Source organism: Streptomyces sp. NPDC001135 (assembly GCF_053598395.1).
This window is the reverse complement of sequence record NZ_JBSFKD010000014.1, coordinates 73,528-96,578: the sequence shown is the minus strand read 5'-3', so window position 1 is coordinate 96,578 and position 23,051 is coordinate 73,528. Positions and strand designations below refer to the sequence as shown.

Here is a 23,051-nt window from a genome sequence, read left to right as displayed (position 1 = left end):
CCAGCCCCGCCCATATCTCCGCCGGCGGACGTGTCCGCCGGAATGCGAACGGCGGGCGGCACGTCAGCACGCGCCGCCCGCCCGCCCGTTGAACAGGGCTTCTCGATCAGAACCAGGAGTACCGCTACGAAACCACCGCCGTGTTCGGTGAGTTGGCGACCCGTTCGACGCTGTCCTCGTCACCGACGGCGATTCCGCGCCGCTTGGAGACGTACACGGCGACGACGATCACCAGGAGCGCGAGGATCGCGACCCCGATCCGTACGCCCAGGTTCTTGTCGTTGCCGTAGGAGAACTTGATCACCGCCGGCGCGATGAGCAGCGAGACCAGGTTCATGACCTTCAGCAGCGGGTTGATCGCCGGTCCCGCGGTGTCCTTGAAGGGGTCGCCGACCGTGTCACCGATCACCGTGGCCGCGTGGGCCTCGCTGCCCTTGCCGCCGTGATGACCGTCCTCCACCAGCTTCTTGGCGTTGTCCCAGGCGCCCCCGGAGTTGGCGAGGAACACCGCCATCAGCGTGCCCGAGCCGATCGCGCCGGCGAGGTAGGAGCCCAGCGAGCCGACGCCCAGAGTGAATCCGATGAAGATCGGCGCCATCACGGCGAGCAGACCGGGCGTGGCCAGTTCCCTGAGGGCGTCCTTGGTGCAGATGTCGACGACCTTGCCGTACTCGGGCTTCTCGGTGAAGTCCATGATCCCGGGCTTCTCACGGAACTGCCGCCGCACCTCGAACACCACCGAACCCGCCGACCGCGAGACGGCGTTGATGGCGAGTCCGGAGAAGAGGAAGACGACCGCGGCGCCCGCGATGAGGCCGACGAGGTTGCTGGGCTGCGAGATGTCCAGGGACAGGCTCAACGGCGAGCCCGGTCCGGTGAGTTTCACCCCGACGTCCTGCACATTGGTGGTGATCGCGTCGCGGTACGACCCGAACAGCGCCGACGCGGCGAGGACCGCGGTGGCGATGGCGATGCCCTTGGTGATGGCCTTGGTCGTGTTGCCGACCGCGTCCAGGTTGGTGAGCACCTGCGCGCCCGCGCCCTCGACGTCGCCGGACATCTCGGCGATGCCCTGGGCGTTGTCGGAGACCGGCCCGAAGGTGTCCATGGCGACGATCACGCCGACCGTGGTGAGCAGGCCGGTGCCGGCCAGCGCGACCGCGAACAGCGCGAGCATGATCGACGTACCGCCGAGCAGGAACGCCCCGTACACACCGAGCCCGATGAGCAGCGCGGTGTAGACGGCCGATTCCAGGCCGACCGAGATGCCGGACAGGACGACGGTGGCCGGGCCGGTGAGGGAGGTCTTGCCGATGTCCCGCACCGGGCGGCGGGTGGTCTCGGTGAAGTAGCCGGTCAGCTGCTGGATGACGGCGGCGAGCAGGATGCCGATCGCCACCGCGACGAGGGCGAGGATCCGCGGGTCGCCGTCCTTGGCCTTGATCGTCGCCTCCGTGACCCCGTCGAGGCCGGAGTACTTCGACGGCAGGTAGACGAACACCGCGACCGCGACCAGCACGAGGGAGATCACGGCGGAGATGAAGAAGCCGCGGTTGATCGCGGTCATGCCGCTGCGGTCGGTCCGGCGGGGCGCGACCGCGAAGATTCCGATCATCGCCGTGATGACGCCGATGGCGGGCACGAGCAGCGGGAACGCCAGCCCGGAGTCGCCGAAGGCGGCCTTGCCGAGGATCAGCGCGGCCACCAGGGTCACGGCGTACGACTCGAAGAGGTCGGCCGCCATGCCCGCGCAGTCGCCGACGTTGTCGCCCACGTTGTCGGCGATGGTCGCGGCATTGCGCGGGTCGTCCTCCGGAATGCCCTGCTCCACCTTGCCGACCAGGTCGGCGCCGACGTCGGCGGCCTTGGTGAAGATGCCGCCGCCCACCCGCATGAACATGGCGATCAGGGCGGCGCCGAGGCCGAAGCCCTCCAGCACCTTCGGCGCGTTGGCCGCGTACACCAGCACCACGCAGGAGGCGCCCAGCAGGCCAAGCCCCACCGTGAACATGCCGACGACGCCGCCCGTGCGAAATGCGATCTTCATCGCGGTGTGCGAGACAGTAGTGAGATCCTTTTCCGGTTCTCCGGGTGCCGGTGTGGCCTCCCGGGCCGCCGCGGCGACCCGCACATTGCTGCGCACGGCCAGCCACATGCCGATATAGCCGGTGGCCGCCGAGAACGCCGCACCGATCAGGAAGAACACCGACCGTCCGGCACGCTGATTCCAGTCGTCCGCGGGCAGCAGCATGAGCAGGAAGAAGACGACGACAGCGAATGCGCCGAGCGTGCGCAGCTGCCGGGCGAGATACGCCTTCGCTCCTTCCTGGACCGCCTCGGCGATCCGCTTCATGCTGTCGGTGCCCTCGCCCGCGGCCAGTACCTGGCGCACCAGGATCCCGGCGACGACCAGCGCGGCCAGGGCGACCGCCGCGATGACGGCCACGATGATCCGGTTGTCGTGGGTCAGAACCGCTGCTGCGAGGGAAGTGGGGTGATCCGACTGAGGGATGGAAAGCCCCGCCATTCGTCCTCCTTGACGCTTGGGCTGAGCTCAAGATGTGGACGGATTCTAGGTACCCCGGAGTGATCTCAACAGAGCGCGGTAAACGGAATTAGCCTCCACCGGCTCATCAGTAAATGATCGCGATCCCGCCACACCACCCGAATGGAGTAACGCCCCCAAGGCATTCATGACCCGATCGCGAATGATCGTGAATTCCTTCACTAAATCGGGGGGCGCCTCATCATTGCTGGAAAACGCCGAGGGCCCTGCTCGGCAGGGCCCTCGGGAAGTGGTGCGGCGGCGCTCAGAGGAGTGCCGCGGCCGGCGGTGTGGTCGGCCAGGTCATACGGATCAGGCCGCCGTCCTGCCCGGTGGTGACCTCCACGTCGTCGACGAGGCCGCTGATGACCGCGAGGCCCATCTCGTCCTCCTCGATCTCCGCCTCGGAGTCCTGTGCGGCGCCGGGCGTGTCGCCCGGCGTGGCGTGCGGCGCCTCGTCGCCGACCTCGATGGAGAACTGTTTCTCCTCTTCGATCAGCGCCACCTTCACGGGTGCGCTGATGCCAACGCTCTGGTGGAGGCCGACGGCACGGGAGCAGGCCTCGCCGACGGCGAGCCGGACCTCGTCGAGGACTGCCTCGTCCACTCCGGCCCTGCGTGCCACCGCGGCCGCCACCAGCCGGGCGGTCCGGACGTGCTCGGGCAGCGCGCTGAAGCGGAGTTCGACGATGGCCATGCATCCCCCTCGCGACTACGGGCGTGCGGTCGGGGGCGGGGCTGCCGAGAGCCCGCACCCCCTGGTGTGTTTCTGTGCCCGGGCCGCTTCATCGGCCCGGACGGGACCGCCCGACGTCCGGACCCCCGTCGGGAGCCCGGCGCCGGTGACGGACCCAGGGTCAGTCGGTGGCCGCCACCGCTTCATCGACCGAGGTGTGGATCGGGAACACCTTGGTGAGGCCGGTGATGCGGAAGATCTTGAGAATGCGCTCCTGGTTGCAGACCAGGCGCAGCGAGCCCTCGTGGGCGCGCACCCGCTTCAGGCCGCCGACCAGCACGCCGAGCCCGGTGGAGTCGAGGAAGTCCACGCCCTCCATGTCCACGACGAGGTGGAAATTCCCGTCGTTCACCAGCTCGACCAACTGCTCGCGCAGCTTGGGCGCGGTGTATACATCGATTTCGCCACCGACCTCGACGACCGTACGATCGCCGACGGTACGGGTCGACAGGGACAGGTCCACGGATCCTCCAGCACCTTGCTATCGAGCGGTCGCCCCTCGGGCACCTCGGCTTGCGGCCCCCGGGACGCATCGCCAGCCGCGATGGCATTCAATCACTTACCGGCAGGCGTGCACGACGCCTTGGCTCCATTGTCCGTCACGCCAGTGACACACTCGGTGCCGATGGCCAAGAATCACCGATCCGATCGATCCCCGGCGGACCCGGCGTCCCGCCCGTCTCCGGGCGTGGTCCTGGACCGGCTCGCCTCGGGGCCGAGCCGGTCTGCGCGCATCACTCATACGGAGCACTTGCCCCCGCGCGCGGGTCGCCATGCCGTCTGGCCTGACCGGATTCGGTCCGAGGTGATCGCGGCCGTCCAGGCGTGCGGCATCGAGCACCCGTGGGCGCACCAGGCGCTGGCCGCCGAGCACGCCCTGGACGGCGATTCGGTGGTGGTCGCCACCGGTACCGCCTCCGGCAAGTCCCTCGCGTACCTGGTGCCCGTCCTGTCCGCCCTCCTGGACGGCTCCGAGGCTCCGAACGGCCGCGGGACCACCGCCCTGTACCTGGCTCCCACCAAGGCGCTCGCGGCGGATCAGTGCCGGTCGGTGAAGGAACTTTCACAACCTCTGGGCACCGCCGTGCGCCCGGCCGTGTACGACGGCGACACCCCGTTCGAGGAACGGGAGTGGATCCGCCAGTACGCCAACTACGTCCTGACCAACCCCGACATGCTGCACCGCGGGATACTTCCCTCCCACCCGCGCTGGTCCTCCTTCCTGAAATCGCTCAGGTACGTCGTCATCGACGAGTGCCACACCTACCGGGGCGTCTTCGGCTCGCACGTGGCCCAGGTGCTGCGCCGGCTGCGCCGCCTGTGCGCCCGCTACGGCGCCGCACCCGTGTTCCTGCTGGCCTCGGCGACCGCCGCCGAGCCCGCCGTCGCGGCCCGCCGGCTGACCGGGCTGCCGGTGGTCGAGGTCGCCGACGACGCCTCCCCGCGCGGCGAGCTCGTCTTCGCCCTCTGGGAGCCCCCGCTCACCGAACTGCACGGCGAGAAGGGCGCACCCGTACGGCGTACCGCCACCGCCGAGACCGCCGATCTGCTGACCGACCTGACCGTGCAGGGAGTGCGCTCGGTCGCCTTCGTACGGTCCCGGCGCGGCGCCGAACTGATCTCGGTGATCGCCCAGGAGAAACTCGCCGAGGTCGACCGCTCCCTGGTCCGGCGTGTCGCGGCCTACCGCGGCGGATACCTCCCCGAGGAGCGCCGCGCCCTGGAACGCGCCCTGCACTCCGGCGAACTCCTCGGGCTGGCCGCCACCACGGCCCTGGAGCTGGGCGTGGACGTCTCCGGCCTGGACGCGGTGGTGATCGCCGGCTACCCCGGCACGCGCGCGTCCCTGTGGCAGCAGGCGGGCCGCGCGGGCCGCTCCGGACAGGGCGCGCTCGCCGTGCTGGTGGCGCGCGACGACCCGCTGGACACCTTCCTGGTCCACCACCCCGAGGCCCTGTTCGACCAGCCGGTGGAATCGACCGTCCTCGACCCGGACAACCCCTACGTCCTCGCCCCGCACCTGTGCGCCGCCGCCGCGGAACTCCCGCTGACGGAGGAGGACCTGGACCTCTTCGGCCCCGCCTGCGCGGACGTGCTGCCGCAGCTGGAGGCCGCGAAGCTGCTCCGCCGGCGGACGAAGGCCTGGCACTGGACGCGCCGGGAGCGGGCCGCCGACCTGACCGACATCCGCGGCGCGGGCGGGCGCCCGGTGCAGGTCGTCGAGTCCGGCACGGGCCGGCTGCTCGGCACGGTCGACGCGGGCGCCGCGCACTCCACGGTCCACGAGGGAGCGGTCCACCTGCACCAGGGCCGCACCTATCTGGTGCGTCAGCTGGACCTGGAGGACTCGGTGGCCCTGGTCGAGCAGGCCGATCCGCCGTACTCCACGGTCGCCCGCGACACGACGTCGATCTCCATCCTGGAGACGGACACCGAGATCCCGTGGGGCGCCGGCCGCCTGTGCTACGGCTCGGTCGAGGTCACCAACCAGGTGGTCTCCTACCTGCGCCGGCGCCTGATCACCGGTGAAGTGCTGGGCGAGACGAAACTCGACCTCCCTCCCCGTACGCTGCGCACCCGCGCGGTGTGGTGGACCGTCACCGACGACCAGCTGGACGAGGCCCGGATCATCCCGGAGATCCTCGGCGGCTCCCTGCACGCCGCCGAGCACGCCTCGATCGGCATGCTGCCCCTGTTCGCGACCTGCGACCGCTGGGACATCGGCGGTGTCTCGATCCCGCTCCACCCCGACACGCTCCTGCCGACGGTCTTCGTCTACGACGGTCACCCCGGCGGAGCGGGCTTCGCCGAGCGCGCCTTCCACACCGCCCGTGCCTGGCTCACCGCCACCCGGGAGGCGATCGCCTCCTGCGAGTGCGAGGCCGGCTGCCCCTCCTGCATCCAGTCCCCCAAGTGCGGCAACGGCAACGACCCGTTGCACAAAAGGGGGGCGGTTCGGCTTCTCACGGTGCTGCTGCGGGGAGCGCCTGAGGAGAAGACGGAGGAGGAGGGCCGGGTGTCTCCCGAGGGCTCTGAGAGCCCTGAGAGCCCGGGGAGCCTGGACGGGACTCCGGGACGGGTGCCTCGCCGTTGAGGGTGTCCGGCGCCGGTCCCGCGGGCCCGGCTCTGGCCCTGACCTCCGCCGCGAACGGCCCTCTTCCCGCGGCCGCCGTCACGTCCGAGGTCTCGCCGACGATCGCGCACCGCACCAGCCGCACCCCTTGGGCCGCGGCCGCCTTCTCGGCCCGCGCGCAGGCCGCCGCCCCGCCCTCGGTCCAGTGGGCCGCCGCCGCGAGGGCCGCCAGATCCGCGCCGCCGGCCGCCCGGTGCCGGACCACGACGGCCTGTTCGAGTGCGAGCACGGCGCCGAACACCGCGCACAGCACGGCGATCGCCCCCAGGCTCCACACGGTGGCGGACCCCCGGTCGCAGCTCCGCCGGTCCCGCGCCGCACCTCTCCCCACCGCGTCTCTCCTCGTCACACCTCCCTTCACCGCACCGCGCCTCACGGTCCCTCCTCCCCGGCCCCCGCGACGTCCTCGGCCGGCGCGACGGCCACCTCCCGCACCTCGAACGGCAGCCCGCTCAGCACCGGCGGCCTGGCCACCACCGTCACCCGGACCTGGTCCCCCTCGCGCCCGACCGACACCCGCGCCCCGCGCGGCGCCGCCTGCCGGGTCACGGTCTCCACCGCGTCCGCCGGATCCTGACGTGCGGCGGCCCGGGCACCCACGCGGGCGGCGTCCACGCACTGGATCTGTGCGGCCACCACGAGCAGCCCCCAGACCAACGCCATCGTGAACGCCACCAGTACGCAGAGCACCACGGCCGCCTCCGCGGTCACGAACCCCCGGTCCGCGCCTCGCTCACATCCGCGCACTGAGGGCCTTCTTCACGATGTCCTGGAGCTCCGTCCGGACCTGGCCGCTGGTGACGACCTCGTAGAGCAGCAACGCGAACCCGACGGCCGCGATGATCCCCATCGCGTACTCGGACGTCACCATTCCGGCGTCCGCGCGGCACTTCCCCCGCAGCCGTACCGCCGCTTCCTTGATCTTCCTGTCCATTCCAACCCCCTTGAGTTCAGGTCCTGTGCGGTTCTGTGCGCCCGCTCGGGCGCGTTCGTCCTCGCCGGCCTCACCTGCCTCCCATCACCCCGCCCGCCAGGCCGATCACGACGGGCAGCACGCCGATCGCGATGAAGGCGGGCAGGAAGCACAGGCCCACCGGCGCGGAGATCAGTACGGCCGCGCGCCGGGCCCGGACCGTCGCGGTGCGGGCCCACTGTGCGCGGGCGTCGGAGGCGAGGCGGGCGGCCGGGCCGGCCGCCGGGAGCCCGGACTCGTCGGCTCGCCGCAGCAACCCGGCCAGGGCCCCGGCGCCGGGCAGCTCGGCCAGCCGCCGCCAGGCGTCCGCCGGTTCACCGCCGAGCCGTACCTCCGCCGCGCCTCTGGCCAGCGCCTCCCCGACGGGCCCGCCGAGCGCCTCCCCCACCGCCTGGGCGGCCACCACCGGGCCTGCGCCGGCCGCGATACAGGCGGCCAGCAGGTCGGCGGCGAGCGGGAGTTGGCGCGCGGCTGCGGCGGTGTCGACCGGCTCCGCCCGACCGGCCGCCGACCGGCGGCTACGCCATCTCCACAACGCGACGCCGGCCCCCAGCCCCAGCGCGGCCCCGGTCACACCACCGACCAGAACCCACGCCCCGCATGCCGCTCCGGCCGGCGGCAGCCACCGTCGCACCGCGCCCGCCGACGTGAACCGCCGCCCGGCGACCGGGATGTCCCGGCCCAGCAGCTCGGCCACCCGACGCCGCGCCCGACGCCGCCGCCGGACCAGATCCAACCGCCGAACCACCCAGCCGAGGGCCAGCGTCACGACCCCGGCCATCCCCAGCCTGTGGACAACTTCCCCGCTCATACCGCCCGCTCCCTCCTCGCATGCCGTACCGCACTCCCCACCGCACGCCGCACCCCCACACCCACACCCGTCGCCCGCTCATCGCCGGCCACTTCCGCAAACCGCCCCGCATGTGGTGTCCGCACGCCGCTCCCCGCTCGCCTCCGGCCACTTCCCACGCGCCCCGGCCCGCGCGCCCGCTCACACCGCCCCCGCTCCTCGTACGATCCACACGGACCACCACAGCCCGGCTGCCTCGAACGCCGATCCGGTCGCCAGGCAGCCGAGGCCGGCGCCGGTGTGCAGGAGCACGCGGAGCGGGTCCGCGCCCATGGCCGTGCCCAGGAGCAGGCCGAGGGCGGGCAGTACGGCGAGCAGCACGGCGGTCGCCCGGGCGCCCGCCACCTGTGCGCGCAGGTCGCCGCGTTGGTCCCGCTCGGCGCGCAGGGCCGCGTCCAGCCGGTCCAGGCCGGACGCGAGTCCCGCGCCCTGGTCCACGGCCACCCGCCAGCACGCGGCGAGCCCGAGCAGGCCCTCCGCGCCCGGCTGCCGGGCTGCGGCGGCGAGCGCGCCGGGCACGTCCCCGCCGAACCGCGCCGCCGCGACCACGGCCGCCTGCGCCTCGCCGAGCCCGCCGGAATCCCGCGCGGCCCGCAGCAGCGCCTCACCCGGCTGCCGTCCGGCACGCACTTCCCCGGCGAGGGCCCCGCACAGGGCGATCACCGTGTCCGCCCTCTGCTCCCGGACGCGCCGGGCCTGGCGGGCCAGCCGCACCCGGCGCAGCACCGGGACCCCGGCCGCCCCCGCGACGACCGGAATCAGCGAGGATCCCAGCAGCCCGAGCAGCAGACCCGCCGCGAGCGCCCACCACTCGGCGCCCAACCGGCCGCACATCCGCCGCAGTTCCGCGAGGGTCCGGTCCCAGGCGGGCGGGCCTGTCGCCACCACCCCGCCGCCCGCGAACAGCAGCCGCGCCCGCCGCATCCCGTAGTGCCGTCCGCCGAGCAGCCAGGCCAGCGCGCCGAGACAGACCAGCGCGGCCCCCATCGACGTCTCACCGATCACTTCCGTCACCTCTCTCCGTCGTCCCCGGGCTCGCCCGCCGCATCCAGCAGGTGCCGCAACCGCTCCCAGCCCCGCTCCCGCAAGAAGGCCCGCTCGCCCCACCGCAGCGCCGGCACCGTACGGACCAGCCCCGTGGCATCCCGCTCCAGCACGTGCACCTCGGCGATCCGGCGCCGCCCGGACCGGTCCCGTACGAGGTGCAGGACCACGGAGAGCGCGGCCGCCAACTGGCTGTGCAGCGCGGCCCGGTCCAGCCCCGCGGCCGTGGCCAGCGCCTCCAGGCGGGCCGGCACATCCGCTGCGGTGTTGGCGTGGATCGTGCAACAGCCGCCCTCGTGGCCCGTGTTGAGAGCCGCGAGCAGATGCACGACCTCCGGGCCGCGGACCTCTCCCACGACGAGCCGGTCGGGCCGCATCCGCAGCGCCTGCCGGACGAGGTCCTCCAGGGTGACCAGGCCCGCGCCCTCCTGGTTGGCGGGCCGGGTCTCCAGCCGGACGACATGCGGGTGGTCCGGCCGCAGCTCGGCCGAGTCCTCGGCGAGCACGATCCGCTCGCCCGCGCCGACCAGGCCCAGCAGGGCGCTGAGCAGGGTCGTCTTGCCGCTTCCGGTGCCGCCGCTGACCAGGAAGGACAGCCGGGCCGCCAGCAGCGCCCGCAGGATCCTCTCGCCGCCGGGTGGCACGGTGCGGGCCCCGACCAGTTCCTCCAGCGTGAAGGCCCGGGGCCGTACGACCCTGAGGGCCAGGCAGGTGCAGCCGACGGCGACCGGAGGCAGCACCGCGTGCAGCCGGGTCCCGTCGGGCAGCCGGGCGTCCGCCCACGGCCGGGCGTCGTCCAGCCTGCGTCCGGCCACGGCGGCCAGCCGCTGCGCGAGGCGTCGCACGGCCGCCGCGTCGGGGAAGGTCACCTCCGTCAGCTCCAGTCCGCCGCCGCGGTCGACCCACACCCGGTCCGGGGCGGACACGAGGACGTCGGTGACGTCCGGGTCGGCGAGCAGCGGCTCCAGGGGGCCGCTGCCGACGAGTTCGGACCTGAGCTGCCGGGCCGCGCCGAGGACCTCGGCGTCGCCGAGCACCCGGCCCTGTTCGCGCAGGGCCTGTGCCACGCGCGCGGGGGTGGGTTCGGCGCCGCTCTCGGCCAGCCGGCGGCGTACGCCGTCGAGCAGGGCGGTGCCGTCCGCCCGGTCGAGTCCGGGGAGGGTCATCGCGGGCCTCCCGCCTCGACCAGCGCCCGCTCCCAGAAGTTCACGCAGAAGCGGGCGAGCGGGCCGCGCGCGGTCGTGCCCGGCGGTTTCGTCCCGCCCCGCGGGTGCAGCAGTGGCGGTTCGACCGGGACCTCGCCGGCCAGCGGCAGGCCGAGCAGGCGGGCCACCTCCTGGTCGTCCAGGCCCGGTGCGTACGGCCCGCGCACCGCCACGCGCAGGTCGCGCACGACCATGCCGACGGCGGAGGCGACCCGCCCGGCGGCCGCGACCGCGCGCAGTTCGGCGGGGACGACGAGCAGGGCCATGTCGAGCTGGGCGAGGGCTTCGGCGACCCCGTCGTCGAGGCGGCGGGGCAGGTCCACCACGACCGTGCCGCCGCGCCGCCGGGCGGCGGCGAGCACCGCGCGCACCGCCTGCGGCGGGATGGCGACGCAGTCGCCGCGGTCCCAGCTCAGTACCCGAAGCGAGTGCAGTTCGGGCAGCGACTCCTCCAGGGCGCCGCCGCCGACCCGCCCGCGGGAGGCGGCGAAGGCGGGCCAGCGCAGTCCGTCGGTACTCTCGCCGCCGAGGAGTACGTCGAGTCCGCCGCCGAGCGGATCGGCGTCCACGAGGAGGGTGCGCAGGCCCTCGCGCGCGGAGGTGACGGCGAGCGCGCACGCGAGCGTGGAGGCGCCGGCCCCGCCCCGGCCGCCGATCACTCCGACGGTGAGGGCCGGGCGGCCGACTCCCTCGGCGACATCGGCGATCCGGTCGACCAGCCACTGCTCGCCGTCGGGCAGCATCAGGACGTGGTCGGCGCCGATCTCGACGGCGCGTTTCCATACGCCCGGGTCGTCCTGGTCACGGCCGACCAGGACGACTCCGCGCCGGCGTGCGGCCCCGCCGAGCCGGCGTGCGGCGTCGTCGCCGACGAGCACCAGCGGGGCCGTTTCCCAGCCGGCGCCGTGTTCGGGTACGCCGTGGTGGACCTCGGGTGTGGCGCCTGCGGCCGCGCACAGGCGCAGCAGGTCGTCCAGGATTTCGGCGTCCTCGGTGACGATGAGCGGCCGGCCCGGCCGGTCCCCGGTGCCGGGCGGCGGGTCGTGGGTGACGGCTGCGGTCACGCGTGTTCCCCCTTCGCTGCGTGGGCCGCGCAGCCCCTGCGGCCACGCGATTCCCAAAGGTGTGAAGAACCGGCAAGCGGCCCCCCATATGAGCGGCCGACAGAAACCGGCCATACGCGCTCCGGCAATCGGAACCGGCCATGAACTCGCCGTGGGCCGAGCGCGTGGGAATCACCGTGCAGCGATGCGGGAAAACAAGTGGATCTTGGTTGAAAACTGTGGACAACTCGGAGGCTGTGAATATCGCCATCACCCATACCGGTGACGTCCGTACTGATGCCCGTGCGACTTCCGCAGCGCAGCGCGATGATTACGGTGAGTGACGGATCACGGGCATGCTGAAGCGGCGGTCACGGCGGCTCGGCGCCGGGCCGCGGTTGCGCGGAAGGAGGGGGGAAGCGGGGAAAAAGCCGTCCGGACATGCGACGACCCCCGCCGGGGGGGAGAGCGGGGGTCGTCTCCACGGCCGACTCGGGGGGGGAGGAGCCGGACCGGGTTAGCACGGTCGCGAACGATCCGTGACTTCCATGGTGTACCCGAGAGCCCTCTCAGGCAAACCCACACGCCCACCTTACGCCGAATGGGCTGCACCTATGCTCTGGGACGTGGAAAACCACTCCTTGCCCCGCGCGGCAGCCTTCTTTGACCTGGACAAGACGGTCATTGCGAAGTCGAGCACGCTCACCTTCAGCAAGTCCTTCTACCAAGGCGGGCTGATCAACCGCAGGGCCGCGCTACGCACCGCATATGCCCAGTTCGTCTTCCTGGCCGGCGGCCTGGACCACGACCAGATGGAGCGCATGCGCGAGTATCTGTCCGCCATGTGCCGCGGCTGGAACGTGCAGCAGGTCCGGGAGATCGTCGCAGAGACCCTGCACGACCTCATCGACCCGATCATCTACGACGAGGCCGCCTCCCTCATCGAAGAACACCACACGGCCGGGCGAGACGTGGTGATCGTGTCGACCTCGGGCGCCGAGGTGGTGGAGCCCGTCGGCGAACTGCTCGGCGCGGACCGCGTGGTGGCGACGCGCATGGTCGTCGGCGACGACGGCTGCTTCACCGGGGAGGTGGAGTACTACGCCTACGGCCCGACCAAGGCCGAGGCGATCCGGGAACTGGCCGTGTCCGAGGGCTACGACCTCGACCGCTGCTACGCCTACAGCGACTCCGCGACCGATCTGCCGATGCTGCAGGCGGTCGGGCATCCGCACGCGGTGAACCCGGACCGCGCGCTGCGCCGCGAGGCACTCGCCCGGGGGTGGCCGGTCCTGGAGTTCCGCCGGCCGGTCCCGCTCAAGAAGCGGCTGCCCACGTTCTCCGTGCCGCCCCGCCCCGCACTGGTCGCGGTGGCGGCCGTGGGAGCGGCGGCCGCGACCGCGGGTCTCGTCTGGTACGCCAGCCGGCGCCGGAGCACGGCCTGAACCGGACCACCGCCGGATCCGGGGCACCGCCGGATCCGGGGCACCGCCGGATCCGGGGCACCGCCGGATCCGGGGCACCGCCGGATCCGGGGCACCGCCGGATCCGGACCATCACCCGAGCGGTGACCGTTTCACCCTCGTTTGAACCTGAAAGTAAAGAACAGCAGGCAGGGGTTCCGCTTCCTACCGGCTCGCGGTACAAAGGCCTTAGGCCCGCGAGACCAAAGGACATCCGAGAGGATCCCCTACCACTACGCACTTGGCCCCACGGACCCCGCACGGACACCGGGCACCCACGCGACGTCGACCCGTCGATTACGGGCCAGCCGCACCAGGTGTCGGGCAAAGTCCCCGACCTGATGGGCACATATCGAGGACGCTTGGTAACCCGGTGAGCGTGCCAGCGGCGGTACGAGCACTCGTACCGCCGCAACCCATGTCCGGGGCGGTTTCGGTAACCCTCTCAGGCCGCGCCGCGCTGCAGCGCCTCGCACACCGCCGTCGACTCGCGCGCCCCCAGCTCGACCGCCCTGCCGCAGTGCGCGATCCAGGCCGCCATGCCCTCCGGGGTACCGGAGACATAGCCGTCCAGCGCCGCCAGATAGGCGGCGCGGCCCAGTTCGGCGTGTCCGACCTCGGCCGGGCAGATCGCCTTCGGGTCCAGACCGCTGCCGACCAGGACGATCCGTTCGGCCGCGCGCGCGACCAGACCGTTGTGGGACGCGAAGGGCCGCAGCGCGAGCAGCTCGCCGTGCACCACGGCGGCGGTCACCAGCGCGGGCGCGGACGTCCCCGCGATGATCAGGTCCGCGAGCCCCTCCAACCGGCCGGAGACCTCCCGGGCGTCCGGCAGCGGCAGCTCGACGAGCGGCTCGTCCACCGTCTCACCGGCCTGGCGCGGCCTGCCGACCTCGTCGCCCTGGCTCGCCGCGGCCACCAGGTGCAGCCGGGCCAGCACCCGCAGGGGCGACTGCCGCCAGATGGACAGCAGCTGTCCGGCCTCCGCCGACAGCCTGAGGGCCGCTCCCATGACCAGCGCCTCGGCGTCGGTGCCGAAGTCGGTGCGCCGCCGCACCTCCTCCAGGGCCCAGTCGGCACCGGAGAGCGCCGCGGAGCCGCGGGCGGCGCGCAGGGCCGCCTCGGAGGTGATCTCGGTGCTGCGGCGCCGCATGATCCGGTGCCCGTAGACCCGGTCCACGGCCTTGCGCACGGACTCCACGGAGTCGGCCACACCGGGCAGCGAGCCCAGGGCCGCGAGCGGGTCGGCGTTCGCGCCTGTCGTACTCATGAGTACGACCCTACGCACCCCATCGGCCCACCCCTCGAAGGAGTGGTCTTCTTCACTTCCATCTGACACATACAGCTATCACCTGACTACTGTTGGTGAACATGAAAATTGCTTTCGTCGGGAAGGGCGGCAGTGGCAAGACCACGCTTTCCTCCCTCTTCATCCGCCACCTCGTGGCCGCCGGCGCCCCGGTGGTCGCCATCGACGCCGACATCAACCAGCACCTCGGGCCCGCGCTCGGCCTCGACGAGAGGGAGGCCGCCGCGCTGCCCGCGATGGGCGAACGGCTGCCGCTGATCAAGGACCACCTGCGCGGCACCAACCCGCGAATCCCCTCCGCCGCCACGATGATCAAGACGACTCCGCCCGGCGAGGGCTCGCGGCTGGTCCGGGTGCGGGAGCCGAACCCGGTCTACGACGCCTGCGCGCGCCCGGTGGAACTCGACGGCGGCGCCGTCCGTTTGATGGTCACCGGCCCCTTCACGGACGCCGACCTGGGGGTCGCCTGCTACCACTCCAAGACGGGAGCGGTGGAGCTGTTCCTGAACCACCTCGTCGACGGCCCCGACGAGTACGTCGTGGTCGACATGACGGCGGGTTCGGACTCCTTCGCCTCCGGCATGTTCACCCGCTTCGACATGACGTTCCTCGTCGCCGAGCCGACCCGGAAGGGGGTCTCCGTCTACCGCCAGTACAAGGAGTACGCCCGCGACTTCGGTGTCGCCCTGAAGGTCGTCGGCAACAAGATCCAGGAACCGGACGACATCGACTTCCTGCGCGCGGAGGTCGGGGACGACCTGCTCGTGACGGTCGGGCGCTCGGACTGGGTGCGCGCCATGGAGAAGGGCCGCCCACCGCGGTTCGACCTCCTGGAGGAGGCCAACGCCCAGGCCCTGCACACTCTGCGGGCCACCGCGGACGCCACGTACGAGCGGCGGGACTGGGAGCGCTACACCCGCCAGATGGTGCACTTCCACCTGAAGAACGCCGAGGCATGGGGCAACGAACGCACCGGGGTCGACCTGGCGGCGCAGGTCGACCCCGCCTTCGTACTGGGCGAGAGCGTGGCAACTCCCGCTTAGTGCCTACTGCTTGACCGCCGGCGCCCCGGGCACGCCCTTCGGCGCCGGGGCCGGGCGGCCGGAGAGGAAGGACGCCCAGCCCTGCCTGGGAGCCTCGCCCACCTTCAGGGTGCGCAGCTTCTCCAGGGTCTTCGGGTCCTGGGCGTCCAGCCAGTCGACCAGTTGACGGAAGGACACGCAGCGCACGTCGGGCTTGTTGCACACCTCCTTGACCGTGTCCTCGACGGCGCGCATGTAGGTGCCGCCGTTCCAGGACTCGAAGTGGTTGCCGATGATCAGCGGTGCGCGGTTGCCGTCGTAGGCCCGGTAGAAGCCCTTGATGAGACCGTCGCGCATCTGGTCGCCCCAGTAGTCGAACTTGTCCGGGTCGCCCTGGGTCTCGGTGCCGGACTGGTTGACCATGAAGTTGTAGTCCATGGTCAGCTGCTCATAGGTGTGCCCGGGGAAGGGCACCAGCTGCATGGACACGTCCCACAGCCCCTCCTTCTTCTTGGGCCAGACCTGGTCGTTGACCCCGCTGGAGTCGTAGCGGAAGCCCAACTGCCGGGCCGCCTCCATGAAGTTCTTCTGGCCCTCGAGGCAGGGGGTGCGGGCGCCGATCAGCTCCTTGTCGTAGTCGAAGGGCAGCGGCGCCGAGCTCCTCATGCCGCTGTTGGACTTCCAGGACTTCACGAACTGCTTGGCCTGGGCGATCTCGCTCTTCCACTCGTCCACCGACCAGGTGCCGACGCCGCCGTCGGGCCCGCAGAAGTGGCCGTTGAAGTGCGTGCCGATCTCGTTCCCTTCCAGCCAGGCCAGCCGCGCCTGCTTGGCGGTCTCCGCGATCCCCTTCTCGTCGTTGAAACCGATGTCGGAGCTGCCCGGCGAGTGCTGGGGCGGCTTGTACAGGTCACGCTTCTCCTCCGGCAGCATGTACACGCCGCTGAGGAAGAACGTCATGGTCGCGTGGTTCTCCTTGGCGACCTTACGGAAGTGCGAGAACAGCTTCTGGCTGTCCTCGCCCGCGCCGTCCCAGGAGAACACGACGAACTGCGGAGGCTTCTGACCGGACTTCAGGCGCTCGGGTCTCGGCAGATGCGGCTGTGCGCCGGTGTACGCGGTGGATCCGTCCCCGATCAGCCGGAGCACACTCCCGGGGGCCGCCGCCCCCTTCTGCGGGCCGGACGCCCCTTCCTTCGAACCGTTGGAGCCGGTCGTGCAACCGGCGAGCGACGAGGCACAGGCCGCGGCGACCACGGCGCCGACGGCGATCCTCTGGGTGGCGGCCATGTTCCGCCCACCTTCTTCCTTCTCTCAGACAAACGCTGACGAGGGCCGTTTTCTGGTGATGTGCCGGGCTTGTGCACGGCAGCGCCGCCAAGGTCGCACGAAAGCGAGAAGGAATTAGTACGACAAGCCGATCAAATGATTAGTTCACCCAGGCGTGTGATCCATCACCCCATTTGCCCCGAAAAGCTATGCCTTGTCTTTACTCTTCATTACGGTTCATTTACCGACGTGATCCATCCCGCCCAGTCCGCGACCCTGCCGCCCCGGAGGAGACGGGACCATGCCAGCCTGCGCACCCCCGCACACCCAGCCCCCGCACGCGTCGCACAGCCCGCCGCCCGGCCGCCGGCGCCGCCTGCCCCTGGCGGGCGCCGATCTGTCCGCGTCCCTCGCGGTCTTCCTGATCGCCCTGCCCCTGTCCCTCGGTATCGCCCTGGCCACCGGCGCTCCGCTCCAGGCCGGTCTCGTCGCCGCCGCCGTGGGCGGACTCGTCGCCGGCCGGCTCGGTGGCTGCCCGCTCCAGGTCAGCGGTCCCGCGGCCGGACTGACCGTGGTCACCGCCGACTTGATCCACCGCTACGGCTGGCGGACGACCTGCGGCATCACCGTCCTCGCCGGGCTCGCCCAGCTCGGTCTCGGCTGTCTGCGGGTGGCGCGCGGCGCGCTCGCGGTCAGTCCGGCCGTGGTGCACGGCATGCTCGCCGGCATCGGCATCACCATCGCCGTCGCCCAGCTGCACATCGTCCTCGGCGGCAGCCCGGACAGCTCCGTCCTCGCCAACCTGCTCGCCCTGCCCAACCAGTTGGCCCGTCTGCACCCGGCCGCCGTCTCGATGAGCGCGCTGACGCTCGCCCTGCTGCTGGCCTGGCCCCGCCTGCCCGGCCGCGCGGGCCGGTTGCTCCGGGGCGTGCCGGCCGCCCTCGTCGCCGTCGCCGGTGCCACCGTCACGGCGGCCCTGACCGGACTGGCCGTGCCCCGGGTCGACCTGCCGTCCTGGCGCAGCCACGCCCTGGCCGGACTGCCCGAGGGCCCGGCACCGGGTCTCACCGCGGCCGTGCTCACCACCACCCTGGTGTGCAGCGTGCAGTCGCTGCTCGGCGCGGTGGCCGTCGACAAGCTGGTCGCGGGCCGCCCCGGCCTCCTTCCTCCGGTCGGGCGCTCCGATCTGGACCGGGAGCTGCTGGGTCAGGGCGCCGCCAACATCGTCTCCGGGGCGCTCGGCGGACTGCCGGTCGCCGGCGTGGCCGTGCGCAGCACCGCCAACGTGAATGCGGGTGCCGTGAGCCGGAACTCCACGATGCTGCACGGCGTTCTCGTAGTAGTCGCCGCGCTGCTGATGGTCCCGGTCCTGGAGGAGATCCCGCTCGCCTCCCTCGCCGCCCTGGTCATGGCCGTCGGTATCCAGATGGTGTCCCTGCACCACATCCGCACGGTGACGCGCCACCGGGAAGTTCCGGTCTACGCCGCGACCACACTCGGTGTGGTCCTCCTCGGCGTCCTCCAGGGCGTGCTCCTCGGGATCGCCGTGGCGCTCGCCGTCGCCCTCAACCGCCTCACCCGCACCCGCATCACCCACGAAGAGAAGGAAGGAGTCCATCACGTACGTGTCCGAGGCCAGCTGACGTTCCTCGCGGTGCCCCGGCTGAGCCGAGCCCTGCATCTCGTGCCCCAGGGCGCCCACGCCGTCGTGGAGTTGGACGGGTCGTTCATGGACCACGCGGCGTACGAGTCACTGCAGGACTGGCGCAGCGCCCACACCGCGCGGGGCGGTACGGCCGAGCTGTCGGGCCGGCGCGGCGGAATCCGGACCGCCGGGCCCACCCCCGCAGCCGGGTGCCGGTGCCGGCCCTGGACGCCCTGGCGCAACCACCAGTCCTGCTTCCCGGAAGCCGTCGCCGCCCCGATGGTCAGGGAGGCGGGGCGGGAACTGGCCCGTGGGATCAGCTCGTTCCAGCGCAACACCGCGCCGCTGGTACGGGAAGAGCTGGCGCGGCTCGCCCGGGAGGGTCAGCAACCCGCGCAGCTCTTCCTCACCTGCGCCGATTCCCGGCTCGTCACGTCGATGATCACCGCCAGTGGTCCCGGCGATCTGTTCGTCGTCCGCAACGTCGGCAACCTGGTGCCGCCGCCGGGCGCGGAGCACGGCGACGACTCGGTGGCGGCCGCCGTCGAGTACGCGGTGGACGTGCTCGGCGTGCGCTCCATCACCGTGTGCGGGCACTCGGGCTGCGGAGCGATGCAGGCACTGACGACCGCGACCGCAGCAGAAGGGGACCTCCCCGACACCTCGCTGCGGCGCTGGCTCCGGCACGGACGGCCGAGTCTGGCGCGGACGGCCGGGGACCGCCGCGCCCTCCCCCGGCTCGCCGGGCGGGCGCCGGTGGACGCGGTGGAACAGCTGTGCCTGATCAACGTGGTCCAGCAACTGGATCACCTGCGGGCGCACGGCCCGGTGAGCCGGGCTCTGGCCAGGGGTGAGCTGGAGTTGCACGGGATGTACTTCCACGTGGGAGAGGCCCAGGCGTATCTGCTCGTGCGGACCGAAGAAGGCGAGGTGTTCGAGGGCGTCACGGGGAGTGCCACGGAAGGGGTACCCGCAAAGGAGGCACAGAGTCCCGCGTGAGAGAACGGCACTCCGGCACGACTTCGATAGGTCTACACCAATTTTACCGTCGACCCTTGTCATCGGACCCCCGCGTCTGATGAGCTGTGGCCTGGGACACAACGGACACCCTTCGAAAGGGAGATGTCGTGAGCAACGAAAGCCTGGCCAACCTGCTCAAGGAAGAACGCAGGTTCGCGCCGCCCGCCGACCTGGCCGCGCATGCCAATGTCACCGCGGAGGCGTACGCACAGGCCAAGGCTGACAGGCTCGGCTTCTGGGCCGAGCAGGCCCGTCGGCTGACCTGGGCCAAAGAACCTACCGAGACGCTGGACTGGTCGAACCCGCCGTTCGCGAAGTGGTTCAAGGACGGCGAGCTGAACGTCGCGTACAACTGCGTGGACCGCCATGTGGAGGCAGGGCACGGGGACCGGGTCGCCATCCACTTCGAGGGTGAGCCCGGCGACAGCCGGTCGATCACCTACGCCGAGCTGAAGGACGAGGTGTCCAAGGCGGCCAACGCCCTTCTGGAGTTGGGTGTCCGCAAGGGCGACCGGGTCGCCATCTACATGCCGATGATCCCGGAGACGGCGATCGCGATGCTGGCCTCGGCCCGGATCGGCGCCGCGCACTCGGTGGTCTTCGGCGGCTTCTCGGCGGACGCGCTCGCGACCCGGATCCAGGACGCGGACGCCAAGGTCGTCATCACCTCCGACGGCGGCTACCGGCGCGGCAAGCCGTCCGCGCTCAAGCCCGCCGTGGACGAGGCGATCGGGAAGGTCGACAACGTCGAGCACGTACTCGTGGTGCGCCGCACCGGGCAGGACGTGGCGTGGAACGGCGAGCGGGACGTGTGGTGGCACGAGTTGGTGGACCGGCAGTCCGCCGAGCACACCCCGGAGGCGTTCGAGGCCGAGCACCCGCTGTTCATCCTCTACACCTCGGGCACGACCGGTAAGCCGAAGGGCATCCTGCACACCTCCGGCGGTTACCTCACCCAGACGGCGTACACCCACTGGGCGGTCTTCGACCTCAAGCCGGAGACGGACGTCTTCTGGTGCACGGCCGACGTCGGCTGGGTCACCGGGCACTCGTACATCGTCTACGGCCCGCTGGCCAACGGCGCCACGCAGGTCATGTACGAGGGCACCCCGGACACCCCGCACCAGGGCCGGTTCTGGGAGATCGTGCAGAAGTACAAGGTCACGATCCTCTACACCGCGCCGACGGCGATCCGGACGTTCATGAAGTGGGGCGACGACATCCCCGCCAAGTTCGACCTGTCCTCCCTGCGCGTCCTCGGCTCGGTGGGCGAGCCCATCAACCCCGAGGCCTGGATCTGGTACCGCAAGAACATCGGCGCCGACCGGACGCCTGTCGTGGACACCTGGTGGCAGACCGAGACCGGCGCGATGATGATCTCGCCGCTGCCCGGTGTCACCGACACCAAGCCCGGCTCCGCGCAGACCCCGCTGCCCGGCATCAGCGCGACCGTCGTCGACGACGAGGCGAACGAGGTGCCCAACGGCGGCGGTGGCTACCTGGTGCTGACCGAGCCGTGGCCGTCGATGCTGCGCACCATCTGGGGCGACGACCAGCGGTTCCTCGACACCTACTGGTCCCGGTTCGAGGGCAAGTACTTCGCCGGTGACGGCGCGAAGAAGGACGACGACGGCGACATCTGGCTGCTGGGCCGGGTGGACGACGTGATGCTCGTGTCCGGGCACAACATCTCCACCACGGAGGTGGAGTCGGCGCTCGTCTCGCACCCGTCGGTCGCCGAGGCGGCCGTCGTCGGTGCCGCCGACGAGACCACCGGCCAGGCGATCGTCGCGTTCGTGATCCTGCGCGGTACCGCCGCGGAGACCGAGGCGCTCGTCGGCGACCTGCGCGACCACGTGGGCGCCACGCTCGGCCCGATCGCCAAGCCGAAGCGGATCCTGCCGGTACAGGAGCTGCCGAAGACCCGTTCCGGGAAGATCATGCGGCGGCTGCTGCGCGACGTGGCCGAGAACCGTCAGCTGGGGGATGTGACCACCCTGACCGACAGCACGGTCATGGACCTCATCCAGGCCAAGTTGCCCGCGGCGCCCAGCGAGGACTAGGCGGAAGGGGGCCCGGTGTCGGCACCGGGCCCCCCTTTTCGTTCACCTCACTAACCTCTGGCGTCAAAATCGAGTAAAATGACGAGCTCAGGGTGTGCCGGGAAGTCTGGTCGGCGGCGCTGTCGGCGATTCCGCGTGACGGCGTTTTCATCGCCGTACCGACCCGGAGGTCCCCGCCGTGGCCGCGCCCCGCACCCCGAAAACCCCCCGCAAGGCCCTGGGACGCCTGTCCCTGCCCGAGCGTGCCTTCGTCGCGGACGCGCTGCGCACCGAGACGGTCGGCGGCGTCCTGCTGCTCCTCGCCTCCGTGGCGGCGCTGATATGGGCGAACGTCCCCGCCCTCCGCCACAGCTACGAGTCGGTCGGCCACTTCCACCTCGGCCCCGGCGCGCTCGGCCTCGACCTGTCCGTGGCCCACTGGGCCGCCGACGGCCTCCTCGCGGTGTTCTTCTTCGTCGCCGGCATCGAGCTGAAGCGCGAGCTGGTCGCCGGGGACCTGCGCGACCCCAGGGCGGCCGTGCTGCCCGTGGTGGCCGCGCTGTGCGGCATGGCCGTACCGGCGCTCGTCTACGCCCTCACCAACCTCACCGGTCACGGCTCCACGCAGGGCTGGGCGGTGCCCACCGCCACCGACATCGCCTTCGCGCTCGCCGTCCTCGCGGTCATCGGCACGTCCCTGCCCAGCTCGCTGCGCGCCTTCCTGCTCACCCTCGCGGTCGTCGACGACCTCTTCGCGATCCTGATCATCGCCGTCTTCTTCACCGACCGGCTGAACTTCGCCGCGCTCGGCGGTGCCGCCGCCGGGCTGGTGGTCTTCTGGCTGCTGCTGCGCAAGGGCGTGCGCGGCTGGTACGTGTACGTGCCGCTGGCCCTGGTGATCTGGGCGCTGATGTACAACAGCGGTGTGCACGCCACCATCGCCGGCGTGGCGATGGGCCTGATGCTGCGCTGCACCCCCCGCCAGGGGGAGCAGCACTCGCCGGGTGAGCACGTCGAGCATCTGGCGCGGCCCCTGTCCGCGGGGCTCGCCGTACCGCTGTTCGCGCTGTTCAGCGCCGGGGTCACCGTCTCCGGCGGGGCACTCGGGGACGTGTTCACCAGGCCGGAGACCCTCGGCGTGGTGCTCGGGCTCGTCCTCGGCAAGACACTCGGCATCTTCGGCGGCACCTGGCTCACCGTCCGTTTCACCCGGGCCTCCCTCAGCGAGGACCTCGCCTGGGCCGACGTCTTCGCGGTGGCCTCCCTCGCCGGCATCGGCTTCACCGTCTCCCTGCTCATCGGCGAACTCGCCTTCGCCGGCGACGCCGTCCTCACCGACGAGGTCAAGGCGGCCGTCCTCACCGGATCGCTGATCGCGGCGCTGTGTGCGACGGTGCTGCTGAAGATACGCAACGCCAAGTACCGCAGGCTGTGCGAGGAAGAGGAGCGCGACGAGGACCTCGACGGCATCCCGGACGTGTACGAGCAGGACGACCCGGCCTACCACCTGCGCATGGCCGAGATCCACGAGCGCAAGGCCGCCGAACACCGGCGGATCGCCGCCGAGCGGGCGGCTGCCGCGCGCCACGGGCTTGCGGAAGTACCGGGCGGGGCAGGCGAGGAGCACGACCGTCCGGCATGATCTGACGAGACGGTACAAAACAAGACGGCCACAGATGCGGGACGGCCGGACAGTACGGCCGCGCCGGCGAGGCGGCCGTACCCGACGGAACGCCTGCGGCACAAGAGAAC

17 protein-coding genes and 1 pseudogene are annotated in these 23,051 nt (G+C 71.8%); 6 read left to right on the top strand and 12 right to left on the bottom strand.

Annotation, left to right across the window (positions count from 1 at the left end):
- Window positions 1–124: 124 nt before the first annotated feature.
- The 3 genes from ACWC94_RS18940 to bldG form a co-directional block, all read right to left on the bottom strand.
- On the bottom strand, window positions 125–2,527 hold the full coding sequence (locus tag ACWC94_RS18940) for a sodium-translocating pyrophosphatase (RefSeq protein WP_450797778.1): 2,403 nt from the start codon (window positions 2,525–2,527) through the stop codon (window positions 125–127).
- A gap of 283 nt (window positions 2,528–2,810) precedes the next feature.
- Window positions 2,811–3,242, bottom strand: coding sequence for an ATP-binding protein (locus ACWC94_RS18935; protein WP_450797777.1), 432 nt, complete (start codon window positions 3,240–3,242; stop codon window positions 2,811–2,813).
- Window positions 3,243–3,402: 160 nt separating this feature from the next.
- A complete protein-coding gene (gene bldG / locus ACWC94_RS18930) occupies window positions 3,403–3,744 on the bottom strand; it encodes an anti-sigma factor antagonist BldG (RefSeq protein ID WP_009189842.1) in 342 nt (113 codons plus the stop codon).
- An 81-nt stretch (window positions 3,745–3,825) separates the two neighbouring features.
- On the opposite strand from bldG, the gene ACWC94_RS18925 reads away from it, so the two are divergent.
- Window positions 3,826–6,375 carry a DEAD/DEAH box helicase gene (locus ACWC94_RS18925; protein WP_450797776.1) on the top strand — a complete coding sequence of 850 codons (2,550 nt, stop codon included), beginning with the start codon at window positions 3,826–3,828 and terminating at the stop codon, window positions 6,373–6,375.
- 82 nt (window positions 6,376–6,457) lie between these two features.
- Here the strand turns inward: ACWC94_RS18925 and ACWC94_RS18920 are convergent.
- The 7 genes and pseudogenes from ACWC94_RS18920 to ssd all read right to left on the bottom strand — a co-directional run.
- Window positions 6,458–6,691: pseudogene (locus tag ACWC94_RS18920) on the bottom strand (Rv3654c family TadE-like protein); the annotation flags it as partial.
- 95 nt (window positions 6,692–6,786) lie between these two features.
- Window positions 6,787–7,125: a TadE family type IV pilus minor pilin gene (locus ACWC94_RS18915; protein WP_450797775.1), complete on the bottom strand. Its 339-nt coding sequence runs from the start codon at window positions 7,123–7,125 to the stop codon at window positions 6,787–6,789.
- Window positions 7,126–7,147: 22 nt separating this feature from the next.
- The gene (locus ACWC94_RS18910) at window positions 7,148–7,348 is read right to left on the bottom strand and encodes a DUF4244 domain-containing protein (protein WP_450797774.1); all 201 of its coding nucleotides are present in this window, start codon (window positions 7,346–7,348) and stop codon (window positions 7,148–7,150) included.
- 70 nt (window positions 7,349–7,418) lie between these two features.
- Complete coding sequence (locus tag ACWC94_RS18905) at window positions 7,419–8,198, bottom strand: type II secretion system F family protein (protein ID WP_450797773.1); 780 nt, start codon at window positions 8,196–8,198, stop codon at window positions 7,419–7,421.
- A 180-nt stretch (window positions 8,199–8,378) separates the two neighbouring features.
- Window positions 8,379–9,224 (bottom strand): type II secretion system F family protein, encoded by an 846-nt coding sequence (locus tag ACWC94_RS18900; protein WP_450797892.1) that lies wholly within the window; start codon window positions 9,222–9,224, stop codon window positions 8,379–8,381.
- 23 nt (window positions 9,225–9,247) lie between these two features.
- Complete coding sequence (locus tag ACWC94_RS18895; protein ID WP_450797772.1) at window positions 9,248–10,447, bottom strand: TadA family conjugal transfer-associated ATPase; 1,200 nt, start codon at window positions 10,445–10,447, stop codon at window positions 9,248–9,250.
- A complete protein-coding gene (ssd, locus tag ACWC94_RS18890) occupies window positions 10,444–11,550 on the bottom strand; it encodes a septum site-determining protein Ssd (protein ID WP_450797771.1) in 1,107 nt (368 codons plus the stop codon). Before ssd ends, ACWC94_RS18895 begins: the two co-directional genes overlap by 4 nt.
- A 593-nt stretch (window positions 11,551–12,143) precedes the next feature.
- On the opposite strand from ssd, the gene ACWC94_RS18885 reads away from it, so the two are divergent.
- Window positions 12,144–12,974, top strand: coding sequence for an HAD family hydrolase (locus tag ACWC94_RS18885; protein ID WP_450797770.1), 831 nt, complete (start codon window positions 12,144–12,146; stop codon window positions 12,972–12,974).
- A gap of 463 nt (window positions 12,975–13,437) precedes the next feature.
- Here the strand turns inward: ACWC94_RS18885 and ACWC94_RS18880 are convergent, their stop codons facing one another.
- On the bottom strand, window positions 13,438–14,262 hold the full coding sequence (locus ACWC94_RS18880) for an oxidoreductase (protein WP_450797769.1): 825 nt from the start codon (window positions 14,260–14,262) through the stop codon (window positions 13,438–13,440).
- A gap of 101 nt (window positions 14,263–14,363) precedes the next feature.
- Here ACWC94_RS18880 and ACWC94_RS18875 point away from each other — a divergent pair, with 101 nt between their 5' ends.
- A complete protein-coding gene (locus ACWC94_RS18875) occupies window positions 14,364–15,344 on the top strand; it encodes an ATP-binding protein (RefSeq protein ID WP_450797768.1) in 981 nt (326 codons plus the stop codon).
- A gap of 3 nt (window positions 15,345–15,347) precedes the next feature.
- Here ACWC94_RS18875 and ACWC94_RS18870 read toward each other — a convergent pair whose 3' ends face one another.
- Window positions 15,348–16,613: a hypothetical protein gene (locus ACWC94_RS18870; RefSeq protein WP_450797767.1), complete on the bottom strand. Its 1,266-nt coding sequence runs from the start codon at window positions 16,611–16,613 to the stop codon at window positions 15,348–15,350.
- Window positions 16,614–16,893: 280 nt separating this feature from the next.
- Here ACWC94_RS18870 and ACWC94_RS18865 point away from each other — a divergent pair, with 280 nt between their 5' ends.
- From ACWC94_RS18865 to nhaA, 3 genes are all read left to right on the top strand, one after another.
- Window positions 16,894–19,236, top strand: a complete 2,343-nt coding sequence (locus ACWC94_RS18865) for a SulP family inorganic anion transporter (protein WP_450797766.1) — start codon at window positions 16,894–16,896, stop codon at window positions 19,234–19,236.
- Between the two features lie 128 nt (window positions 19,237–19,364).
- Window positions 19,365–21,320, top strand: coding sequence for an acetate--CoA ligase (gene acs, locus ACWC94_RS18860; protein WP_450797765.1), 1,956 nt, complete (start codon window positions 19,365–19,367; stop codon window positions 21,318–21,320).
- 178 nt (window positions 21,321–21,498) lie between these two features.
- The gene (gene nhaA, locus ACWC94_RS18855; protein WP_450797764.1) at window positions 21,499–22,941 is read left to right on the top strand and encodes a Na+/H+ antiporter NhaA; all 1,443 of its coding nucleotides are present in this window, start codon (window positions 21,499–21,501) and stop codon (window positions 22,939–22,941) included.
- The last annotated feature ends 110 nt before the right edge of the window (window positions 22,942–23,051 follow it).

Coding starts and splice junctions, on each gene's coding strand:
- ACWC94_RS18940 (WP_450797778.1), bottom strand. CDS start 2,527: ATGGCGGGGCTTTCCATCCCTCAGTCGGATCACCCCACTTCCCTCGCA.
- ACWC94_RS18935 (WP_450797777.1), bottom strand. CDS start 3,242: ATGGCCATCGTCGAACTCCGCTTCAGCGCGCTGCCCGAGCACGTCCGG.
- ACWC94_RS18925 (WP_450797776.1), top strand. CDS start 3,826: ATGGCATTCAATCACTTACCGGCAGGCGTGCACGACGCCTTGGCTCCA.
- ACWC94_RS18910 (WP_450797774.1), bottom strand. CDS start 7,348: ATGGACAGGAAGATCAAGGAAGCGGCGGTACGGCTGCGGGGGAAGTGC.
- ACWC94_RS18905 (WP_450797773.1), bottom strand. CDS start 8,198: ATGAGCGGGGAAGTTGTCCACAGGCTGGGGATGGCCGGGGTCGTGACG.
- ACWC94_RS18900 (WP_450797892.1), bottom strand. CDS start 9,224: ATGGGGGCCGCGCTGGTCTGTCTCGGCGCGCTGGCCTGGCTGCTCGGC.
- ACWC94_RS18895 (WP_450797772.1), bottom strand. CDS start 10,447: ATGACCCTCCCCGGACTCGACCGGGCGGACGGCACCGCCCTGCTCGAC.
- ACWC94_RS18885 (WP_450797770.1), top strand. CDS start 12,144: ATGCTCTGGGACGTGGAAAACCACTCCTTGCCCCGCGCGGCAGCCTTC.
- ACWC94_RS18880 (WP_450797769.1), bottom strand. CDS start 14,262: ATGAGTACGACAGGCGCGAACGCCGACCCGCTCGCGGCCCTGGGCTCG.
- ACWC94_RS18875 (WP_450797768.1), top strand. CDS start 14,364: ATGAAAATTGCTTTCGTCGGGAAGGGCGGCAGTGGCAAGACCACGCTT.
- ACWC94_RS18870 (WP_450797767.1), bottom strand. CDS start 16,613: ATGGCCGCCACCCAGAGGATCGCCGTCGGCGCCGTGGTCGCCGCGGCC.
- ACWC94_RS18865 (WP_450797766.1), top strand. CDS start 16,894: ATGCCAGCCTGCGCACCCCCGCACACCCAGCCCCCGCACGCGTCGCAC.